The organism is Rahnella sp. BIGb0603, assembly GCF_024808755.1.
GTDB lineage: Bacteria > Pseudomonadota > Gammaproteobacteria > Enterobacterales > Enterobacteriaceae > Rahnella > Rahnella contaminans.
This window is the reverse complement of the sequence record NZ_JANUEX010000001.1, coordinates 290,573-308,597: the sequence shown is the minus strand read 5'-3', so window position 1 is coordinate 308,597 and position 18,025 is coordinate 290,573. Positions and strand designations below refer to the sequence as shown.

17 protein-coding genes and 1 tRNA gene are annotated in these 18,025 nt (G+C 53.4%); 10 read left to right on the top strand and 8 right to left on the bottom strand.

Annotated elements, in window-relative coordinates; all coding sequences use genetic code 11:
• Window positions 1–51 precede the first annotated feature (51 nt).
• The gene (locus tag M2403_RS01420) at window positions 52–1,365 is read right to left on the bottom strand and encodes an FAD-binding oxidoreductase (RefSeq protein WP_259228651.1); all 1,314 of its coding nucleotides are present in this window, start codon (window positions 1,363–1,365) and stop codon (window positions 52–54) included.
• A gap of 337 nt (window positions 1,366–1,702) precedes the next feature.
• On the opposite strand from M2403_RS01420, the gene M2403_RS01415 reads away from it, so the two are divergent.
• The gene (locus tag M2403_RS01415; protein WP_217152958.1) at window positions 1,703–1,855 is read left to right on the top strand and encodes a Hok/Gef family protein; all 153 of its coding nucleotides are present in this window, start codon (window positions 1,703–1,705) and stop codon (window positions 1,853–1,855) included.
• A gap of 124 nt (window positions 1,856–1,979) precedes the next feature.
• Here M2403_RS01415 and M2403_RS01410 read toward each other — a convergent pair.
• Window positions 1,980–2,069 (bottom strand) — tRNA-Ser (locus tag M2403_RS01410).
• Between the two features lie 436 nt (window positions 2,070–2,505).
• On the opposite strand from M2403_RS01410, the gene M2403_RS01405 reads away from it, so the two are divergent.
• From M2403_RS01405 to M2403_RS01390, 4 genes are all read left to right on the top strand, one after another.
• Window positions 2,506–3,948, top strand: coding sequence for a peptide MFS transporter (locus M2403_RS01405; protein ID WP_259228650.1), 1,443 nt, complete (start codon window positions 2,506–2,508; stop codon window positions 3,946–3,948).
• Between the two features lie 125 nt (window positions 3,949–4,073).
• Window positions 4,074–5,015, top strand: a complete 942-nt coding sequence (ghrA, locus tag M2403_RS01400; RefSeq protein ID WP_259228393.1) for a glyoxylate/hydroxypyruvate reductase GhrA — start codon at window positions 4,074–4,076, stop codon at window positions 5,013–5,015.
• Window positions 5,016–5,082: 67 nt separating this feature from the next.
• Window positions 5,083–5,823: a phosphatase gene (locus tag M2403_RS01395; protein ID WP_152325781.1), complete on the top strand. Its 741-nt coding sequence runs from the start codon at window positions 5,083–5,085 to the stop codon at window positions 5,821–5,823.
• Window positions 5,824–5,883: 60 nt separating this feature from the next.
• Entirely contained in the window at window positions 5,884–6,468 is a 585-nt protein-coding gene (locus M2403_RS01390) for a molecular chaperone (protein WP_165056972.1), read from the top strand.
• Window positions 6,469–6,544: 76 nt separating this feature from the next.
• On the opposite strand, the gene M2403_RS01385 is transcribed toward M2403_RS01390, so the two are convergent.
• The 3 genes from M2403_RS01385 to mdtH all read right to left on the bottom strand — a co-directional run bounded on the left by M2403_RS01385 (window position 6,545) and on the right by mdtH (window position 9,359).
• Window positions 6,545–7,108, bottom strand: a complete 564-nt coding sequence (locus M2403_RS01385; protein ID WP_152325783.1) for a lipoprotein — start codon at window positions 7,106–7,108, stop codon at window positions 6,545–6,547.
• 141 nt (window positions 7,109–7,249) lie between these two features.
• Window positions 7,250–7,897: a glutaredoxin 2 gene (gene grxB, locus M2403_RS01380; RefSeq protein WP_152325784.1), complete on the bottom strand. Its 648-nt coding sequence runs from the start codon at window positions 7,895–7,897 to the stop codon at window positions 7,250–7,252.
• Between the two features lie 256 nt (window positions 7,898–8,153).
• The gene (mdtH, locus tag M2403_RS01375) at window positions 8,154–9,359 is read right to left on the bottom strand and encodes a multidrug efflux MFS transporter MdtH (protein WP_152325785.1); all 1,206 of its coding nucleotides are present in this window, start codon (window positions 9,357–9,359) and stop codon (window positions 8,154–8,156) included.
• A gap of 212 nt (window positions 9,360–9,571) precedes the next feature.
• Here mdtH and rimJ point away from each other — a divergent pair, with 212 nt between their 5' ends.
• The 4 genes from rimJ to murJ all read left to right on the top strand — a co-directional run bounded on the left by rimJ (window position 9,572) and on the right by murJ (window position 13,478).
• Window positions 9,572–10,159, top strand: coding sequence for a ribosomal protein S5-alanine N-acetyltransferase (gene rimJ / locus M2403_RS01370; RefSeq protein WP_259228386.1), 588 nt, complete (start codon window positions 9,572–9,574; stop codon window positions 10,157–10,159).
• A 10-nt stretch (window positions 10,160–10,169) separates the two neighbouring features.
• Window positions 10,170–10,823 carry a YceH family protein gene (locus tag M2403_RS01365; protein WP_217152956.1) on the top strand — a complete coding sequence of 218 codons (654 nt, stop codon included), beginning with the start codon at window positions 10,170–10,172 and terminating at the stop codon, window positions 10,821–10,823.
• Window positions 10,824–10,835: 12 nt separating this feature from the next.
• Window positions 10,836–11,747, top strand: a complete 912-nt coding sequence (locus M2403_RS01360; protein WP_259228384.1) for a Gfo/Idh/MocA family protein — start codon at window positions 10,836–10,838, stop codon at window positions 11,745–11,747.
• A 195-nt stretch (window positions 11,748–11,942) separates the two neighbouring features.
• Entirely contained in the window at window positions 11,943–13,478 is a 1,536-nt protein-coding gene (murJ, locus tag M2403_RS01355; RefSeq protein WP_152325789.1) for a murein biosynthesis integral membrane protein MurJ, read from the top strand.
• 80 nt (window positions 13,479–13,558) lie between these two features.
• On the opposite strand, the gene yiaA is transcribed toward murJ, so the two are convergent.
• Both yiaA and argS read right to left on the bottom strand, forming a co-directional pair.
• Window positions 13,559–14,005, bottom strand: coding sequence for an inner membrane protein YiaA (gene yiaA / locus M2403_RS01350; protein WP_152325790.1), 447 nt, complete (start codon window positions 14,003–14,005; stop codon window positions 13,559–13,561).
• Between the two features lie 162 nt (window positions 14,006–14,167).
• Window positions 14,168–15,901: an arginine--tRNA ligase gene (gene argS / locus M2403_RS01345; protein WP_165056978.1), complete on the bottom strand. Its 1,734-nt coding sequence runs from the start codon at window positions 15,899–15,901 to the stop codon at window positions 14,168–14,170.
• Between the two features lie 354 nt (window positions 15,902–16,255).
• Here argS and M2403_RS01340 point away from each other — a divergent pair, with 354 nt between their 5' ends.
• Window positions 16,256–16,816, top strand: a complete 561-nt coding sequence (locus tag M2403_RS01340; RefSeq protein WP_259228378.1) for a VOC family protein — start codon at window positions 16,256–16,258, stop codon at window positions 16,814–16,816.
• Here the strand turns inward: M2403_RS01340 and M2403_RS01335 are convergent.
• Window positions 16,813–17,961 carry a MalY/PatB family protein gene (locus tag M2403_RS01335; protein WP_259228376.1) on the bottom strand — a complete coding sequence of 383 codons (1,149 nt, stop codon included), beginning with the start codon at window positions 17,959–17,961 and terminating at the stop codon, window positions 16,813–16,815. The genes M2403_RS01340 and M2403_RS01335 overlap by 4 nt on opposite strands.
• Window positions 17,962–18,025 lie beyond the last annotated feature (64 nt).

The following is an 18,025-nucleotide window of genomic DNA, read 5'->3' as shown; positions in this document are numbered from 1 at the left end:
AAAAGCCGGTCGTCATCGGGCGACCGGCTTTATCAGATTGGCTCAAAAATGCTACATCTCACTGCGTGAACGCCAGCGCTCACGGGCCATAAAACTTTTGACACCCACATCCAGGAACGGGCGCGGCGGCAGATAATTGGCGCGTCCGACCGCTGCCATATCCGCCAGCAGCGGGTTATCTTCACCCAGCGCATGTTCTGCCAGCAAACGGCCAAACGCGCTCTGTTTCGAGCTGCCGGAGCCGTTACAGCCTGCCGACGAATAGACATTCTCCGATAAATTCCCCCACACCGGTGCGCCATTACGCGTAATGCTGATCAGCCCTGACCAGGTGTAGGCCATATTCACATCCTGCAATTGCGGGTAAATCCGCGCAAACAGCTGCTGATGACGGCGCGCGTGGCGGCCGGTTTCCACCGCACTGGTCACCAGATCCGGCGCAAAATTGACGTGCTCGCGGATCAGGAAACGATGGTCAGCGGTATATCGTAACGTTGCGCCCGCCAGCGCATTCACCGGTGTAGATCCCCACGCAGAGATATTGCCAATAAGTCGGCGCTGTTCCGGTGTCAGCGGCTCGGTGAGCGTCGCAAACGTCGACATTGCGAATACGTTACCTTTGAACAGCGGCAGCCCGCGGGCGGCACCGTTAATCGCCAGCATCAGTTTACGGGCGCGGACTTCGCCGTGCGGCGTTTCGGCGCGGATCGTACCCTGTGTATCAATCTGCAAAGCCGGGGAATGGGCATAAACCGTGACATTTTCCGGCATAGTCGCCACTAAACCGCTGATCAGCGCCGCCGGATTGACCAGAATGCAGTTCGGCGTATACACCGCACTGCGGTAGAAACTTGTGCCCAGACGCTGTTTCAGGGCGGCGTTATCCAGATATTCAAAGCTCTCGCCGAGCGTGGTCAGCTCTTTCTGATAATGCGCAATCTCGCCGTCAAACTGTTCGCTCACGGCGCAATGGTATTTCCCCGAATTCAGCCAGTCGCACGCAATATCATGCTTATCGACGGTCTCTTTCAGATGATGCAGACCGTACTGCAACAAACGCCGGTACGCATTGGCGTGTTCCAGCTCAGCCGATGTGCTGCCCACGGTATGCGGTAAATCAATGACAAAGCCGGAGTTGCGCGCCGAGGCGTTATCGGCCACGTCGAGCGCCTCAAGCACCACGACGTGCTCATGCGGACGAAGCTCTGCAATCCGGCGGGCAAAAGCCAGCCCGGCAAATCCTGCGCCGATCACCAGCCAGTCTGCCGTTACCTTGCTATGCAGGGCCGGATGACGTGTTGTGACGCCACGCAGCGCCGCCCAGCCGTTGATATTCTGATCGAGTGGTAAGTTTTTAATTTTCATTTGCGACATCAAATTGTTATCCCGGGTGGTTCGATCCTAAGTTATGGACGTTTAGATGTCTAATGCACAATGATGATAAACATATATTCGTCTCACGGCAGGGCGAGCAGGCAGGCGAAAATCAGGACAAAGTGAATATTAAGTAACCAGATGGCGGGGAGGTTAACTTGCCAGAATGCGCGCGGGTGCTTGAGGCTTATGGGTCTTGAGCAGTGTTGTTCAAGGTGTAATAAGAAGAAAGCCCCGGGTTAATTTTTTCAATCAACCCGAGGCTACCCACCACGCCTAGACAACGTAAGGTTAGCCACATAGATGCAGAAATGTAACGGAGGTTAAGATGGCGCGAAAGCTGATTTTGTACGGGCTCATGGTGATTTCTTTCACGTTATTGGCCTGGACCTGGATGGTGCGTGATTCGCTGTGCGAGTTGCCTGTTAAGCAGGGAAATACGGAAATTGCGGCAGTCTTAAGCGACGAAATTAACGGCTAACCGTAAGGTGGGGTTCGCCCCACCTTTTTGGATGTTGCCAAAGCAAGTTGGCCTCAGACATCCATTTGCAGAAAACGCAAAAACAAAAAGGCCCGAATTTTCATTCGGGCCTTCTCGTATTGTGTGGTGGAGAGAGAGGGGTTCGAACCCTCGATACGATTGCTCATATACACACTTTCCAGGCGTGCTCCTTCAGCCACTCAGACACCTCTCCAGTCGTCGGCTACACCGCAGTGCTGCTGACCGGCGCTAATGTAGGGAAAACCGCGTTCAGCGTCAACCTTCTTTTTGCAGGTTCTGTGCTGTTTAGACAAACTTAGAGCAGTTTGCTGATTTAGAGACCAAAAACTGTATTAAGGATGACCAGTTTGTCGTAAGTCACGCAACGTCATTAATTCCGCTAATGCTTGTGAATACATAATTAGATTAACTGCATAAAAGTGCGATTAAGCAGCAAACACTTCCCGTTACGGCTAAATAGCAAAATATGTTGTGAAAATAGCCAGTCTCGAAGGTATAACAATGGATTCCAAAAAAATGCTTCGTATAAAAACTGGGCTAGTTAAAACCAGAAGCAGAATAAATCCACACAACGGGACAGGGGTTCTTACTTGAGTCAGTCAAATAACGCGACAGCGTCGCAGCACCGCATGGCGATACCTGCCGGCGCGGGCACATTATTCTTCGTTCAGACTTTCGCGACGCTCGGCTTCGCGGTGCTGTATTCCACTCTGGTGCTGTATGCCACAAAAAAACTCGGTTTCAGCGAAGATAACGCCAACGCCATTATGGGCGTGTTCGGTGCGTTCAACTATGGCCTGCATATGTTTGGCGGTTATCTCGGCGGTCGTTATCTGAGTAACCGTAACCTGTTTGTGCTGGGCATGGTGTTGCAGGTCTTTGGTTGTGCGCTGATTGCGCTGGAAGGTGTAACCGGCCTTTACTGGGGGCTGGCGATGTTCCTGACCGGCAGCGGGCTAAACGTGACTTGCCTGAATATGATGCTGACGCAGCGTTTTGCACCGGATGATGACCGCCGCGAATCGGCGTTCCTGTGGAATTATGCCGGGATGAATCTGGGCTTCTTTATTGGTTTCGCCGTTGCCGGTTATTTCCAGCTGAGCGAAAACTATCGCGCGCTGTTCCTGTTTGCCACGCTGGGCAACGTGGCGGCGGTGGTTGTGACGCTGTCTCGCTGGTCGATTCTGGCCGATATCAGCACGCCGCTTAAAGAAGCCAGCCGCGGTCAGTTGCTGCGCCGTATGGCTGCCGGTATCGCCATTTTAATCGTCCTCGTGCCAGTTATCCGACTGTTGCTAACCCACGCAGAGTTCAGCAGTTATTTTGTGGTTGCACTGGGCATTATCATTTTCGCGTTAATGACGCTGGTCACTTTCCGTCACCGCCAGGCTGATGAACGCCGCCGCATGAAAGCGTATCTGCTGCTGGCGCTGGGTTCGCTGGTGTTCTGGACGCTGTATCAGCTGGCCCCGATGGGGTTAATGCTGTTCTCTGAAAACAACATCAATCTGAACGTTTACGGCATCCGCGTGGCACCGCAGTGGATCCAGAATATTAATACCATTGTGATTGTTATCGGCGGCCCGCTGATGGCGCTGTGGTTCAATAAATTGCGTCAGCGTGGCTGGAAAATTGATGTTCCGGCACAGTTTTCGGCTTCTTTATTCTGCATGGGGCTGGGAATGCTGGTTCTGCCGCTGGGGATCCATCTGGCGGGCGGCGACGGGCTGGTGGCGTTTAAATGGATTGCCATCAGCTATCTGCTGCAAAGCATTGGTGAGTTGCTGATTTCTCCTATCGGTTACGCGATGATTGGCAAACTGGCCCCGGCACGCTATCAGGGCGTGATGATGGGCTGCTGGATGATGGTGACCGGCGTGGCTTCGGTGCTCGCCAGCTACATCTCCGGCCTGATGCCGCAAAACGAAGGCAGTACGCCGGTGCTGACTAACCCGGGCTACAGCGAAGTCTTCAATGTGCTTGGCTGGGGTTCTGTTATCACCGGTGTGGTTCTTCTGGTTCTGATCCCGCTTTTACGCCGGATGATCCGCCGCGAGCCTGCCGTTGCCTGACCTGAACGACAACGCTATCAGTGAATCTTCAAGCCCCGATTTTCGGGGCTTTTTCTTTTTTCGGCCTCAGGGTTGCATCCTGATGATATTCAGGGAAATCTATCAGCTCACAGGAGGCGTCCCCGATGAACATTATTTTTTACCACCCGACATTTGATGCAAAGCCCTGGATTGACGGAATAACAAAACGCATACCGCAGGCCAGAATGCGCGTATGGAACGCCGCAGACCACGAACCCGCCGATTACGCGCTGGTCTGGCGGCCACCGCACGCCATGCTGGCCCCGCGCAAGATGCTCAAGGGCATTTTTGCCCTCGGCGCAGGCGTGGATGCCATTCTCACGCAGGAACAACGCCAGCCGGGCACATTGCCCGCCGGTGTGCCGCTGATTCGTCTTGAAGACACCGGGATGTCGTTGCAGATGCAGGAATACGCGCTGGCCAGCGTGTTGCGGTATTTCCGCCGCATGGATGAATACCATTTGTTCCAGCAACAAAAACAATGGCGGCCACTGGCACCGCATTCACGTGGTGAATTTACTGTCGGTATTCTTGGTGCTGGCGTGCTGGGCAGCAGCGTAGCGAAAGCGCTGGTGGATCTGCAATTCACCGTGCGCACCTGGAGTCGTAGCGGGAAATCTCAGGACGGTGTGCAAAGCTTTTACGGAGACGATCAGCTGGGGGCATTTACGACCGGCTGCAAGGTGCTGATTAACCTGCTGCCGAATACGCCGCACACCGCCGGGATCCTCAATCATCAACTGTTCACAAATCTGCAGCATAATGCTTATCTGATTAACCTGGGACGCGGCGGACATCTGGTGGAAGGTGATTTGCTGCGCGCACTGGACAACGGGCAGATTGCTGCCGCCACGCTCGACGTTTTTGCCGAAGAGCCGTTGCCAGGCATGCATCCGTTCTGGTCGCATCCGCGCGTCAGCATCACGCCGCACGTGGGTGCGGATACTTTGCCGGAAGAAGCGATGGACAGCATTGCGGCGAATATTCTCGCTATTGAAGCAGGACGGGAACCGGCAGGGCGTGTCTGCCTCGACCGGGGTTATTAACGTTCATCTGCTAAAATTACTCACGTGGCGGCCATGCAGTCGTCACGGAATCACTTAAGGAGAGCACATGCCGTACCCCGTTGATTTGCATATGCATACTGTTGCCAGCACGCATGCTTACAGCACATTACATGATTATATTGATGAGGCGGCGGAGAAGGGCATTAAGTTGTTTGCCATCACCGACCATGGCCCCGATATGGCCGATGCCCCGCACTACTGGCATTTCATGAATATGCGGGTCTGGCCGCGTCTGGTGAACGGAATCGGCATCCTGCGCGGTATCGAATCGAACATCAAAAACATTCAGGGCGACATTGATTGCACCGGCCCGATGCTCGATGAAATCGACGTGATCATCGCCGGTTTCCATGAGCCGGTAATGCAACCGGTGGATAAAGAAACGCACACCGCGGCGATGATTGCTGCGATGGCGGGCGGCGATGTGCATATTATTTCGCATCCGGGTAACCCGAAATACCCGATTGATATTCCAGCCGTTGCGGCGGCGGCGGCGAAATATAACGTCGCGCTGGAGCTGAATAACTCCTCCTTCATCCACTCGCGTAAAGGCAGCGAACCCAACTGCCGTGCGGTTGCGCTGGCGGTGAAAGAAGCCGGTGGCTGGCTGGCGCTGGGATCGGATTCGCACATTGCGTATTCACTGGGCGGGTTTGAGCACTGCGAACGTATTTTGCGTGAAGTTGATTTCCCGGAAGACCGTATTCTGAACGTCAGCCCGCGCCGTTTCCTGGATTTTCTGGAGAAACGCGGGCGCGCACCAATTGCAGAATTAAGCGAACTGTGACATTGTCGCGGCCAATTTGCGGGGGATTGCCCCTTCTCACCGACTGATCAGGTTATTGCTATGAATGAATTTTCAATTGTCTGCCGTATTCTGGGCACGCTGTTTTACCGCCAGCCGCAGGATCCGTTACTGGTTCCGCTTTTTGGCCTGATTCAGGACGGAAAATTGCGCGAACATTGGCCGCTGGAGCAGGATGCGTTGCTGATCCGTTTGCAGGAAAGCGCTGATCCTCAGGCGCTGGCCGCTGAGTTTAACCGTTTGTTTGTCGGCTCAGAATGTGCAGTTTCGCCTTTGCGCAGCGCTTACGTTGATGGTGCAAATGAAATGGATATCCGTACTTTCCTGCAACAGCGCGGAATGCCGTTAGGCGAAGCGCCTGCCGATCACTTCGGTGCGATGCTGCTTGCTGCGTCATGGCTGGAAGATCAGTCGCAGGAAGATGAAGTGGGCGCGCAAATCACTTTGTTCGATGATTACCTGTTCCCGTGGTGCGGGAAATTCCTGGGTAAAGTTGAAGCGCACGCCACCAGCGGTTTTTACCGCACGCTGGCTGAAATCAGCCGCGAAGCATTGCAGGTGATGCGCGATGAGCTGGAAGAACAGCTGCCGCCGGATCTGGATGACGACGAAGAAGACGATCAGTAAATCCCTGATGAGTCAGAAATAAAAAAGCCCGGCCATGAAGATGTGCCGGGCTTTTTATATTAATCAGCTTTTTATATTAGTCAGTAAACGGGATGACGAGTTCACCCGGTTTCACTTCTATGCCTTTCGCCAGTTTTTTCGCCATCGCTTCGCCTTTGCTGCGATCGCCATTAAGTACGTACGCCGGACGCTGATCGAAGTAAGTTTTCAGCGAATTGTTCAGGTAAGGCATCAGGCCTTTCATCACGCTGTCCATTTTTTCCGGCTGAATGGTGTAATCCACCACCTGCATATCTTTCAGGAAAATCGCGCCTTTATCCTTGTCGTAAGACGGATTGGCTTTAAGCGTCAGGTGCATATCGGCTTTCTGCGGGCCAAATAATGACGAGATATCGACATGTGCGTCGCCGGTCAGCGTCACGACGCCTGGTTCGGCGCGGCCAATCTGGCTGCTGAGATTGGTCAGCACTAATTTCGCATCCACCAGCCCCGGCACGCCGAGTTGTTTCTCGAAATTATTGTTCTTGTGCAGATAGTCATTAACCTGCTGCTCGCTGATGGTGTACTGCGTCAGCTGGTTACACCCTGCCAGCAGGCTGGCGCACATCAGAACTGCAGCACCTAAAAGTCGCTTTGTCATTCTTCCCTCATTACGTAAAAACTATTTTGTCAGCATGACCGCTAAACGGTTTCGCTCCAATCAGACAACGCTGATTAGCCTAAGTGCTGGAGAAGGGGAAGAAAAGGGAAAATCGCCGGAAGCAGGCTTCCGGCGCAAGATTTAACTGGCGAGGCGTGTAAACAGATTAACCTGCGTCTGTTTGGCCATATTGTCGCGATAAGCCTGAACGCGGGACGGCCACTCAATTCCCTGAACGATAGTCAGCGAACGCAGTACCGGCCAGAGATTGATATCATCTTCTGAAAGCTCGCCGTTGACGGCGTTTGGTTCGACGATCAGCTTATCGAGTGCACGTAAGTCCTGGCTGATTTTTTTCACCAGACCTTCTGAATGTTTCAGATGCTCCTGAAAATCGCCGCTGGCAGCCTGCTTTTTGTCGGAGAAATATTTACGCGCTTCCGGCGTGGAGAACTCTTCCAGCGGCGCGGCTGCAAAACGAGGCAGCAGCAGACGACCCATATATTCAGAAACATGACGCAGCCAGGTCGCAATAGACGCATTCAGCGGGCCGGTCAGCAGCGGTTTTCCGTCACTTTTATCCACGTAATGCACGATGTCCATACTTTCCGGCATAAAGCCGCCATCCTGTTTTTGCAGGATCGGCACCATCTTTTTGCCCACCATGGAAATCGGGGTTTTCTCGTCATCATTGAGCAGAACTTTGATTTCTACCGGAATGTTTTTCAGACCGAAAATCATGCGTGCTTTAACGCAAAAAGGGCAATGTTCGTAAACGTAAAGTCTCATGGTTCATAGCTCCTGTTGTCGCCGGCGTTGACCTGTAGGGTGCGTGGAAACTGCCGGATATAGGTTCGGATTTAATCGATACGCTGAAACCAGTATGGGTAATTGAGGAGGGGAGATCAAACATACACGTCATGCTTGTCGCCGTAACTGCGTTGGCCGCGCTTCCTCACCCGAATCACTGACACTGGTCAGCTCATCGGGATTCGCTCTTTTGCCGCCTTGTTACAACGCCAATCATTTTGTGTATTTGCTGACGTCAATTACCGCTCAGCATGGCCGGTTCGATGCGGCGAAGATTGAATTGCCAGTACAAACCGGTGAGGGTGATGAAGCCCACGATGCCCAGTAAAAACCAGGGCAATTCAGGAAGCTCAAGCGCACGGCCGGTGTCATACATCCAGCCGCCGCCGGTGTAACCGATCACACCGCCTAGCGCCAGCCCCAGACGGCTAAAGCCCATGTAGCTGCCACGTGCGCGGGCATCGGCCAGCGAGGCACTCAGCGTTTCGCGCGCCGGTTCGGCAATAATTGACCCAATGTAGAAGAAACCGATCAGCAGCAACAGCGGGTTAATCGATGTCACCAGCCCGACGGGCAGAAGACTGAGGGTCATGATCAGCAGGCCGAACATCAGACGCTGCTCAAGGCGGAAGCGTTTTTCGCTCCAGCGTGCAATCGGATACAGCAGCGTCAGGGAAAGCACGGCTTCAATCGCATACATCCATTTCACTGCCGCCGGGCTGCCCGCGACATCATTGACTGCAATCGGCAACATCAGCATGACCTGCACGGTCAGCATGTAATAACCGGTCAGCGTCAGTACATACGCCAGAAAACGGCGATCGCGCAGCACACGCATCATGCCTTCACGCATCGGTGTGCGCATGGTGGAAATGCGGTAAGCAGGCAGCAGCCAGGCGTTGCAGGCGGCGGCCAGCACAAATATGCCCGCACCGGCCCAGCACACGTAATGGAAATCATATTGCAGCAACCAGCTGCCGATGAGCGCACCGATAACCGCTCCGGCGCTGTCTTGCATCATCATCAGGGAGAAGAAACGGCTGCGCTCGTGCGGACGGGTCAGCTTGATCACCAGCGCGGTGCGCGGCGGGTCGAACAAGGTGCCGCCGAGGCCGGAGAGAATGCAGGAACAGACTAAAATCCACGGTTCATCTGCCATTGCCATGGTGGCGAATCCGGCAGCGCGTAAAAGCATGCCGGTGATAATCATCGGTTTGGCACCGAAACGGTCAGCGATTGCGCCGCCGAAAATGCCTAATCCCTGTTGCGTGAGCTGGCGGACACCCAGCGCCAGACCGACGGCCATCGCGGCCCAGCCGAGCTGATCGACAAATCGGATCGAGATCAACGGAAAAACCACGAAAAAGCCTAAAATAACCAGCGCGTTGTCTAATAACAGAAAATACTTACCCAAGCTCCGAGCTTGTGATACCAGAGACATGCTTCACCATGAGCGATTATTTGTACCCTGTCCGGCAGATACAGAAAGGAAGAAAAGACCGTTCCAGTCTGAACTGGAATCAGGCAATTAGATAGGGCGCTATTGATAATATTTTTTTATCGTCAAGCCGCGTTCTGACTGGCAGAATTGGCGATGATCAGGTGTTTCCTATAAATTCTATTCATCGACCCGAGCGGGATGTGGAGGAAGGGATGTTTGGCTATAAATCTGCCGTGCCGAAAGTGCGGCTTACCACTGACCGGATGGTTCTGCGCCTGGTTCATGACCGCGATGCGCACCGGCTGGCTGAATACTATGCGGAGAACCGGGCGTTTCTGAAACCCTGGGAACCGGTCAGGGATGAAAGCCATTGTTATCCTTCCGGATGGCAGGCGCGTCTCGGGTTAATTTCCGAAATGCAGAAACAGGGCAGCGCGTATTATTTTATCCTGCTCGATCCCGATGAAAACCGCATTATGGGCGTGGCAAATTTCAGTAATGTTCTGCGCGGCTCATTCCATGCCTGTTTCCTCGGTTATTCCCTGGGTCACGAGTGGCAGGGGAAAGGGCTGATGCAGGAAGCGTTGCAATCGTTAATCCGTTATATGCAGCGCCAGCAAAAAATGCACCGGATTATGGCCAATTATATGCCGCACAATAAACGCAGCGGGCAACTGCTCGAGCGTCTGGGCTTCGAGCGTGAAGGCTATGCGAAAGACTATTTACTGATTGATGGCAAATGGCAGGATCACGTGCTGACGGCGCTAACCTGGCAAGAATGGACGCCCCCGTCCCGATAAGGAGCGCAACATGAAACATGAACTCAGTGACCGGGAAGCCCGGGTTGTCGGTTGTTTGCTGGAAAAACAACTCACCACGCCGGAACAGTATCCGATGACGCTCAACGGATTAACCACCGCCTGCAACCAGAAAACTAACCGTGAACCAGTGATGGAACTCAGCGAAAGTGACGTTCAGCAAACGCTGGATTTACTGCTGCGCAAGCACATCATCCGCACCCTCAGCGGTTCCCGCACCATGAAGTACGAGCATCGTTTTTGTAATTCCGAATTCGGCAATCTCAAATTTTCACCGCAGGAAGTGGCGGTCGTCACTACGCTGCTGTTGCGCGGCGCGCAAACGCCGGGCGAATTACGCACCCGCACCAACCGCCTGCATGATTTTTCTGACGTTGCTGAAGTCGAGCAAACTCTGACCGATCTGACTAACCGCGAAGATGGCCCGTTCTGCGTGCGTCTGGCGCGTGAACCGGGCAAGCGCGAAAGCCGATTTATGCATCTGTTCAGCGGTGAAGTCAGCCAGGCGGCCAGCGCCACAGAAGAGCCATTTTTAAGCGCCGCCGCACCGGACTCCGGGCTGGCCGCACGCGTGGAAGCGCTTGAGGCAGAGGTGGCCGAACTGAAAGAACGTCTGGAAAGCCTCCTGCAACATTTGGGTGATTAAAAGGAAAACGTCGTGAGTAAACTTCGGATAGGCGTTATCGGACTTGGCGGGATCGCGCAAAAAGCGTATCTGCCGGTTCTCAGTCATGCTGAAAAATGGACGCTGGTCGGCGGTTTCTCCCCGAATCAGCAAAAAGCACAGGCCGTTTGCGATAGCTACCGGATGGCCTGTTTTTCCCGGATGGACGAACTGGCCAGCCAGTGCGACGCGGTATTCGTCCACAGCAGTACGGCCAGCCATTTCGATGTCGTCGGGCAATTGCTGGCGCAGGGCGTCCATGTGTATGTGGATAAACCGCTGGCAGCTGAGCTGGATCAGGCCGAACAATTGGTTGAACAGGCTAACCGGGCAGGCAAAGCGCTGATGGTCGGGTTTAACCGCCGTTTTGCGCCGCTATATCGTCAGCTGAAAGAACAGATGCAACAACCGGCGTCCTTGCGTATGGATAAACACCGTACGAACAGCGTCGGGCCACACGATCTGCGTTTTACGTTGCTGGATGATTATCTGCACGTCGTGGATACGGCGCTGTGGCTGGCGGGCGGCAATGCCAGCCTGGAAAGCGGGCTGATTCAGATTAACGAGGCTGACCAGATGCTTTATGGCGAGCATCATTTCCTGTGCGGAGAAACGCTGGTGACGACTTCAATGCATCGCCGCGCCGGAACATTCCGCGAAAGCGTGCAGGCGGTAACTGAAGGCGCCGTTTATCAGCTCGACGATATGCGAATCTGGCGCGATGAACGTGATGATATCCTGACGCAGCAACCTGTTGCTGGCTGGCAAAGTACGCTGGCGCAGCGTGGTTTTGTCGGGGCAATTGAGCATTTCGTCGATTGCGTCTCGAACCAGACCGCACCTGAAACCAGCGGCGAACAGGCGATTTACGCGCAGGCCATGATCGAAAAAATTCTGCAAAACTGAGTGAAAGCCGCACAGGATGGTGCGGGTAACAATCTATAACAACTGCCGTTGGCTATTGCATGGCGGATGCGTAGACTAAGCGCATCTTTGAGCCATGCCGGTTCATCTTTCACGCCTGCTGATGCAGGCGTGGTTGTTTAACCTGTTGATCAATATTGAGTTATAGACAGGCCACCGGCAAACAAGAAAAGTGACATGAATCTACTTAAATCTTTGGCAGCCGTCAGTTCAATGACGATGTTTTCACGTGTATTAGGCTTTGCCCGCGACGCCATTGTGGCCCGCGTTTTTGGTGCCGGAATGGTGACCGACGCCTTTTTTGTGGCGTTCAAACTGCCCAATTTATTACGTCGTATTTTCGCTGAGGGCGCATTCTCTCAGGCTTTCGTGCCCATTCTGGCCGAGTACAAAACTCAGCAAGGTGAGGAAGCCACGCGGACGTTCATTGCTTACGTTTCGGGCCTGCTGACGCTGGTTCTGGCGATTGTCACCGTGCTTGGTATGCTCGCCGCTCCGTGGGTAATTTATATTACGGCTCCCGGCTTTGTGGATTCGCCCGATAAATTTGCACTGACCAGTTCGCTGCTGCGCATCACGTTCCCGTATATCCTGCTGATATCCCTGGCCTCTCTGGTCGGGGCGATACTCAATACCTGGAACCGTTTCTCGATACCGGCTTTTGCGCCGACGTTCCTGAACGTCAGCATGATTGGCTTTGCGCTGTTTGCTGCGCCTTATTTCCACCCGCCGGTGCTTGCGCTGGCCTGGGCGGTGGTTGCAGGCGGATTGCTGCAACTGGGCTATCAGCTCCCGCATTTGAAGAAAATCGGTATGCTGGTTCTGCCGCGTCTGAACCTGAAAGATGCCGGCGTCTGGCGCGTTATGCGTCAGATGGGCCCGGCAATTCTGGGGGTTTCGGTGAGCCAGATTTCCCTGATTATCAACACCATTTTCGCGTCCTTCCTCGTTTCAGGTTCCGTGTCATGGATGTATTACGCTGATCGTCTGATGGAGTTTCCGTCCGGGGTGTTGGGCGTGGCCCTGGGGACAATTCTGCTGCCGTCGCTGGCACGGAGTTTTTCGAGCGGCAATCATGCCGAATACAACCGCCTGATGGACTGGGGCCTACGTCTTTGTTTCCTGCTGGCACTGCCAAGTTCTGTCGCCCTGGGTATTCTGGCGAAACCGCTGACCGTTGCGCTGTTCCAGTACGGAAAATTCAGCGCCTTCGATGCATCAATGACGCAGCGCGCGCTGGTGGCATATTCCGTCGGCCTGATGGGGCTGATTGTGGTGAAAGTTCTGGCGCCGGGCTTTTATTCCCGTCAGGACATTAAAACACCGGTCAAAATCGCCATCGTTACATTGCTGATGACACAGGTGATGAACCTTGCATTTATCGGTCCGCTGAAACATGCCGGTCTTTCGTTGTCGATTGGTCTGGCTGCATGCCTGAACGCGTCTCTGCTTTACTGGCAACTGCGTAAACAGGATATCTTCCAGCCCCAGCCGGGCTGGAAAGTCTTCCTGATCAAACTGTTTGTCGCGGTGATTGCAATGTCTGCGGCGCTGCTCGGCATGATGTGGCTGATGCCTGCCTGGGATGTCGGCGGAATGGCGTATCGTCTGGCGCGTCTGGCGGCCGTTGTCGCGGCTGGCGTGGTGGCGTACTTCGCCGTGCTCGGCCTGTTAGGGTTCCGCGTGAAAGAGTTTGCGAGACGACTGGATTAGGATTTATAGTATTATTATTCCAAAAATCAATAAAAGCCCGCTATATTATTGGCGGGCTTTTTTAATGCGAAAGTTATTATTTATTCTTCGGTCATGTTTTCTTTGTCAGAATATTCCTGCAATTTAGCGATGTTTAATGCGGCCGTGTCGCGCGTGTTTTTCTGCACAGCAGTAGCCCCAAATAAGCACATAAAAAAGGTGACGCCGTAAAACCCTTTTTCGCTTAACAGCAATTCAGCATTCCACAAGCCAATGCACATCAGCGCAATGGCGATCGCGAAAGCTGCCCAGCAAAGGTTCGCATACAGTGCAGTGGTAGGCAGACCCTCGAGTTTATCACGCACATGTTTTTGCAAGGAAACTGAAGAGAACAGACCCAGAACCAGAACGGCAAAATAGTAGCCTTTTTCATTCAGTTGCATTTGTGCGTTATTAAGGCCAATGAGAAAAATAATAACGCCACCCAGCAGCGCAATCCATGAAGCGAAAACAAAAGCAGTAGAAGGGCGATTTTGAAGATTATTCATAGATATCCTTTATCTGAAGACCAATAGAATTTGGTTTATTAATCACTTTCCTAAGTGATTTCGTGCGCGACGGATATTACGATATAACTGCAAATTACGGAATGAAATTAATGAAATAAAAAAGGGCGCCGGGCGCCCTTAATAATATGAGTGTAACTGGAATTACATACGTTCTACGGTTTCAATACCCAGCGTATCCAGACCGGTTTTCAGCGTGCGCTGCGTTAACAGTGCCAGTTTCAGGCGGCTGTTGCGGCTGGTTTCGTCTTCTGCGTTCAGGATCGGGCAATGTTCGTAGAAGCTTGAGAACAGGCCGGCGACGTCGTAGAGATAAGCACACATGGTGTGTGGTGTGCCTTCGCGGGCAACAACGGTCAGGACTTCTTCGAATTGCAGCAAACGGGTAGCCAGTGCCGCCTCGCGTTCTTCACGCAGCACGACCGGCTGAGTCAGGCTGTTAACGTCAATCTCTGCACGTTTGAAGATTGATGCCACGCGGGTGTAAGCATATTGCATGTACGGCGCGGTGTTACCTTCGAAGGCCAGCATGTTGTCCCAGTCGAAGATGTAATCGGTGGTACGGCTTTTCGACAGGTCAGCGTATTTGATTGCGCCGATACCCACGGCGTTGACCAGTTTTTCCAGTTCTTCCGCATCTTTTAGCTCAGGGTTCTTTTCTGTGATGAGCTTGCGTGCGCGTTCAATCGCTTCGTCCAGCAAATCGGACAGTTTCACCGTGCCGCCTGAGCGGGTTTTGAACGGCTTGCCGTCTTTGCCCAGCATCATGCCAAACATGTGGTGCTCAAGCGCGACAGAATCAGGGACATAACCGGCTTTACGCGCGATGGTCCAGGCCTGCATCAAATGCTGATGCTGACGGGAGTCGATGTAATACAGTACGCGATCGGCACCCAGCGTTTCGTAGCGGTATTTCGCACAAGCGATATCGGTGGTGGTGTAAAGGTAGCCGCCATCTTTTTTACGGATGATGACGCCCATCGGGTCGCCTTCTTTATTCTTGTACTCGTCCAGATAAACCACGACGGCACCTTCGCTGTCGACGGCCAGACCTTTTGACTGCAAGTCAGACACGATACCCGGCAGCATACTGTTATAAAGGCTTTCACCCATGACATCGTCTTCGGTCAGGGTGACGTTCAGGCGGTTATAAGTCAGCTGGTTTTGCTTCATGGTCACATCGACCAGTTTGCGCCACATTTGCAAACAGTATTCGTCGCCGCCCTGCAACTTCACCACGTAGCCACGCGCGCGCTCGGCAAAGGCTTCGTCTTCGTCGTAGTTCTTTTTCGCTGCGCGGTAGAATTCTTCCAGATCAGCCAGATTCATGTCACCGGCGTTTTCGTTCTGCACTTTTTCGAGATAGGCAATCAGCATCCCGAATTGTGTGCCCCAGTCACCAACGTGGTTTGCGCGGATCACTTTATGACCCAGCAGTTCGTTGGTACGCACGGCGGCGTCGCCGATAATGGTGGAGCGGATGTGGCCAACGTGCATTTCTTTCGCCACGTTTGGCGCAGAGTAGTCGATGACGATAGTTTGCGGCTCAACGGGTGCAATGCCCAGTTTTTCGTCATTCAGTGCGCTGTCAACGTGGGCGCCGACGAATGCCGGATCCAGGAAGATATTGATGAAACCCGGACCGGCAATTTCGACTTTGTTTGCGATGCCGTTCAGATCCAACAGTTCAACCACTTTCTCTGCCAGTTGTCGTGGCGGCATACCGAGTTTTTTCGCCACGGACATTACGCCATTAGCCTGATAGTCACCAAACTGAGCTTTGGCGGACTGACGGACCTGCGCTTCGCTGTCGGCGGATGCGCCTGCTGCGATCAGTGCCTGGCTGACTTTTTCTGAAAGGAGTGACTGAATATTCACCGGATTACCTTATAATTTATCCCCGTCATCCTTCGCGCCGCCTTTGTGTCGGCTGCCTTTGCGAACCTTGGTCACATACTGATGTATGCTCCCAGGATTGGGTCAGTTGCTGCCTTGATGCAACCCGAATGATTTAGGGGAAGAATGTAGTTGTTTACTGGTTATACGTTTTTAACGGATTAACCGAAAATGATGCGTGTTTATATCATATTAGCCCTGCGGCGTCAGTATCGCCGCACGTCTGAACGGCATGAAAGCGTGATTCTGCGGCATGTCTCTGGCAACCGGATGAAAGGCTGTGTAAATTACCCGACCCTAAAGATCTGCAAACTGAAAAGAGATAGGATGCCCGCCATGAAACATGTGCCAGAGTTACAGGATTTAGTTGACGATATGTCGCGATTTTCCGACGTATTAATGGCATTCGCTGCAAAATTGCAGATCAATCTGAGTGAATTTCATGCCGATCATATTTCTGTGCGCTGTCATCAGAACACGACAGCCGATCGCTGGAAATCCGGGCTGGGAAAATGCGGCAGCCTGCTCAATGAAACCCTGATTAACGGGCGGCCTATTTGCCTGTTTACGCTCGATGAGCCGCTCACGGTCGGGCCGCTGAGCATTGATCTGGTGGAATTGCCTTATCCGGGTGATAAACGATATCCGCACGAGGGGTGGGAGCATATTGAGATTGTGCTGCCGGGCGCAGAAGAAGAGTTGTATACGCGGGCGCTGGCACTGATTGCCGATGAAGCGCTGATGACGCCCGGTATAAAACTGAAGCAGAGTGCGCCCAAAGGGGACAATGAGCGTTTGCCTAATCCTACGCTGGCGGTCACTGACGGTTCAGTAACGATTAAATTCCATCCGCACAGCCTGCGTGAAATTGTCGCCAGCGAAAGAGAAGCAGGTTAACGCCGGAGCTTATCGAGTGCGGCTTCCATCCGGTCGAGTGCTTTCCCGAGAAGGGCGCGCTGACAGCCGAAATTGATGCGCACGCACTTCGGCGCGCCAAATTCGGCTCCGCCGGAGAAGCCCACGCCCGCTTCGACAAAGAAACGGTACGGGTCGTCCACCGGCAATGCGCTGGCATCAATCCAGCCAAGATAGGTGCCTTCGGGTGCCAGCATGCGTAAACCTGGCATGGCGTTAATACGCGTCGCCACAAGATCCCGGTTTTCACGCAAATAATCGAGCTGTGCGTTAAGCCACGCTTCGCCATCACGGTAGGCCGCAGTCGCCGCAACATACGCCAGAATATTGACGTGCGGCACGATACCTTTGCTGGTGTCAAAAAATTTCCGGCGCAGTTCGGGGTTTGGGATGATCGCCATCGAGGCACCCAGTCCGGCCAGATTGAAGGTTTTCGACGGTGCCATCAGCGTAATCGAACGTTGTTCTGCATCCGCATTGAGTGAGGCAAAGGGGACGTGCTTCAGATCCGGCTCCAGAATCAGGTCGCAGTGGATTTCATCGGAACACACCACCAGATTGTGGCGTCTGGCGAATTCATGTTGTTGCAGCAGTTCATCGCGACGATATACCGTACCGCCCGGATTGTAAGGGTTGCAGAGCATCAGCAGCTTTTCACTGCCATCAAGCTGGCTTTCGGCGGCGGCAAAATCGACCACCCAGCGTTGTTGCTGTTGGGTGACCGGAATGGATTTAAATGCCCGGCCTTCGGATTGTGCGGCCTGCATAAAAGGCGGATAAATGGGCATCGGCATCAGGCTGCTTTCGTGCGGCGCCACGTTGGCGCGCACGGCCACGTTCAGCCCGCAGACCAGACCCGGAAGCCAGACAATCCATTCCGGCTGAATCGCCCAGTCATAAAGGTCTGTAAGCCGTTTAACCACAATATCAATCAGTTCCGGCGGAGTAATACCGTAACCAAAGACACCTTCGGCCACGCGTTGTTGCAGTTCTTTAATTACCTGAGGCGGAGACGTGAAGTCGGTATCGGCGACCCAAAGCGGAATCACATCCTGCTGATGATATTTATTCCACTTAACGCTATCACTGTGACTGCGGTCTACCCACAAATCAAAATTGAGTGCCATAGTTAGCTTTCCTAAGCAGGCAGTTGGGCGGGAATGCTCATGTCAGAGCCTACGCGACATGGCC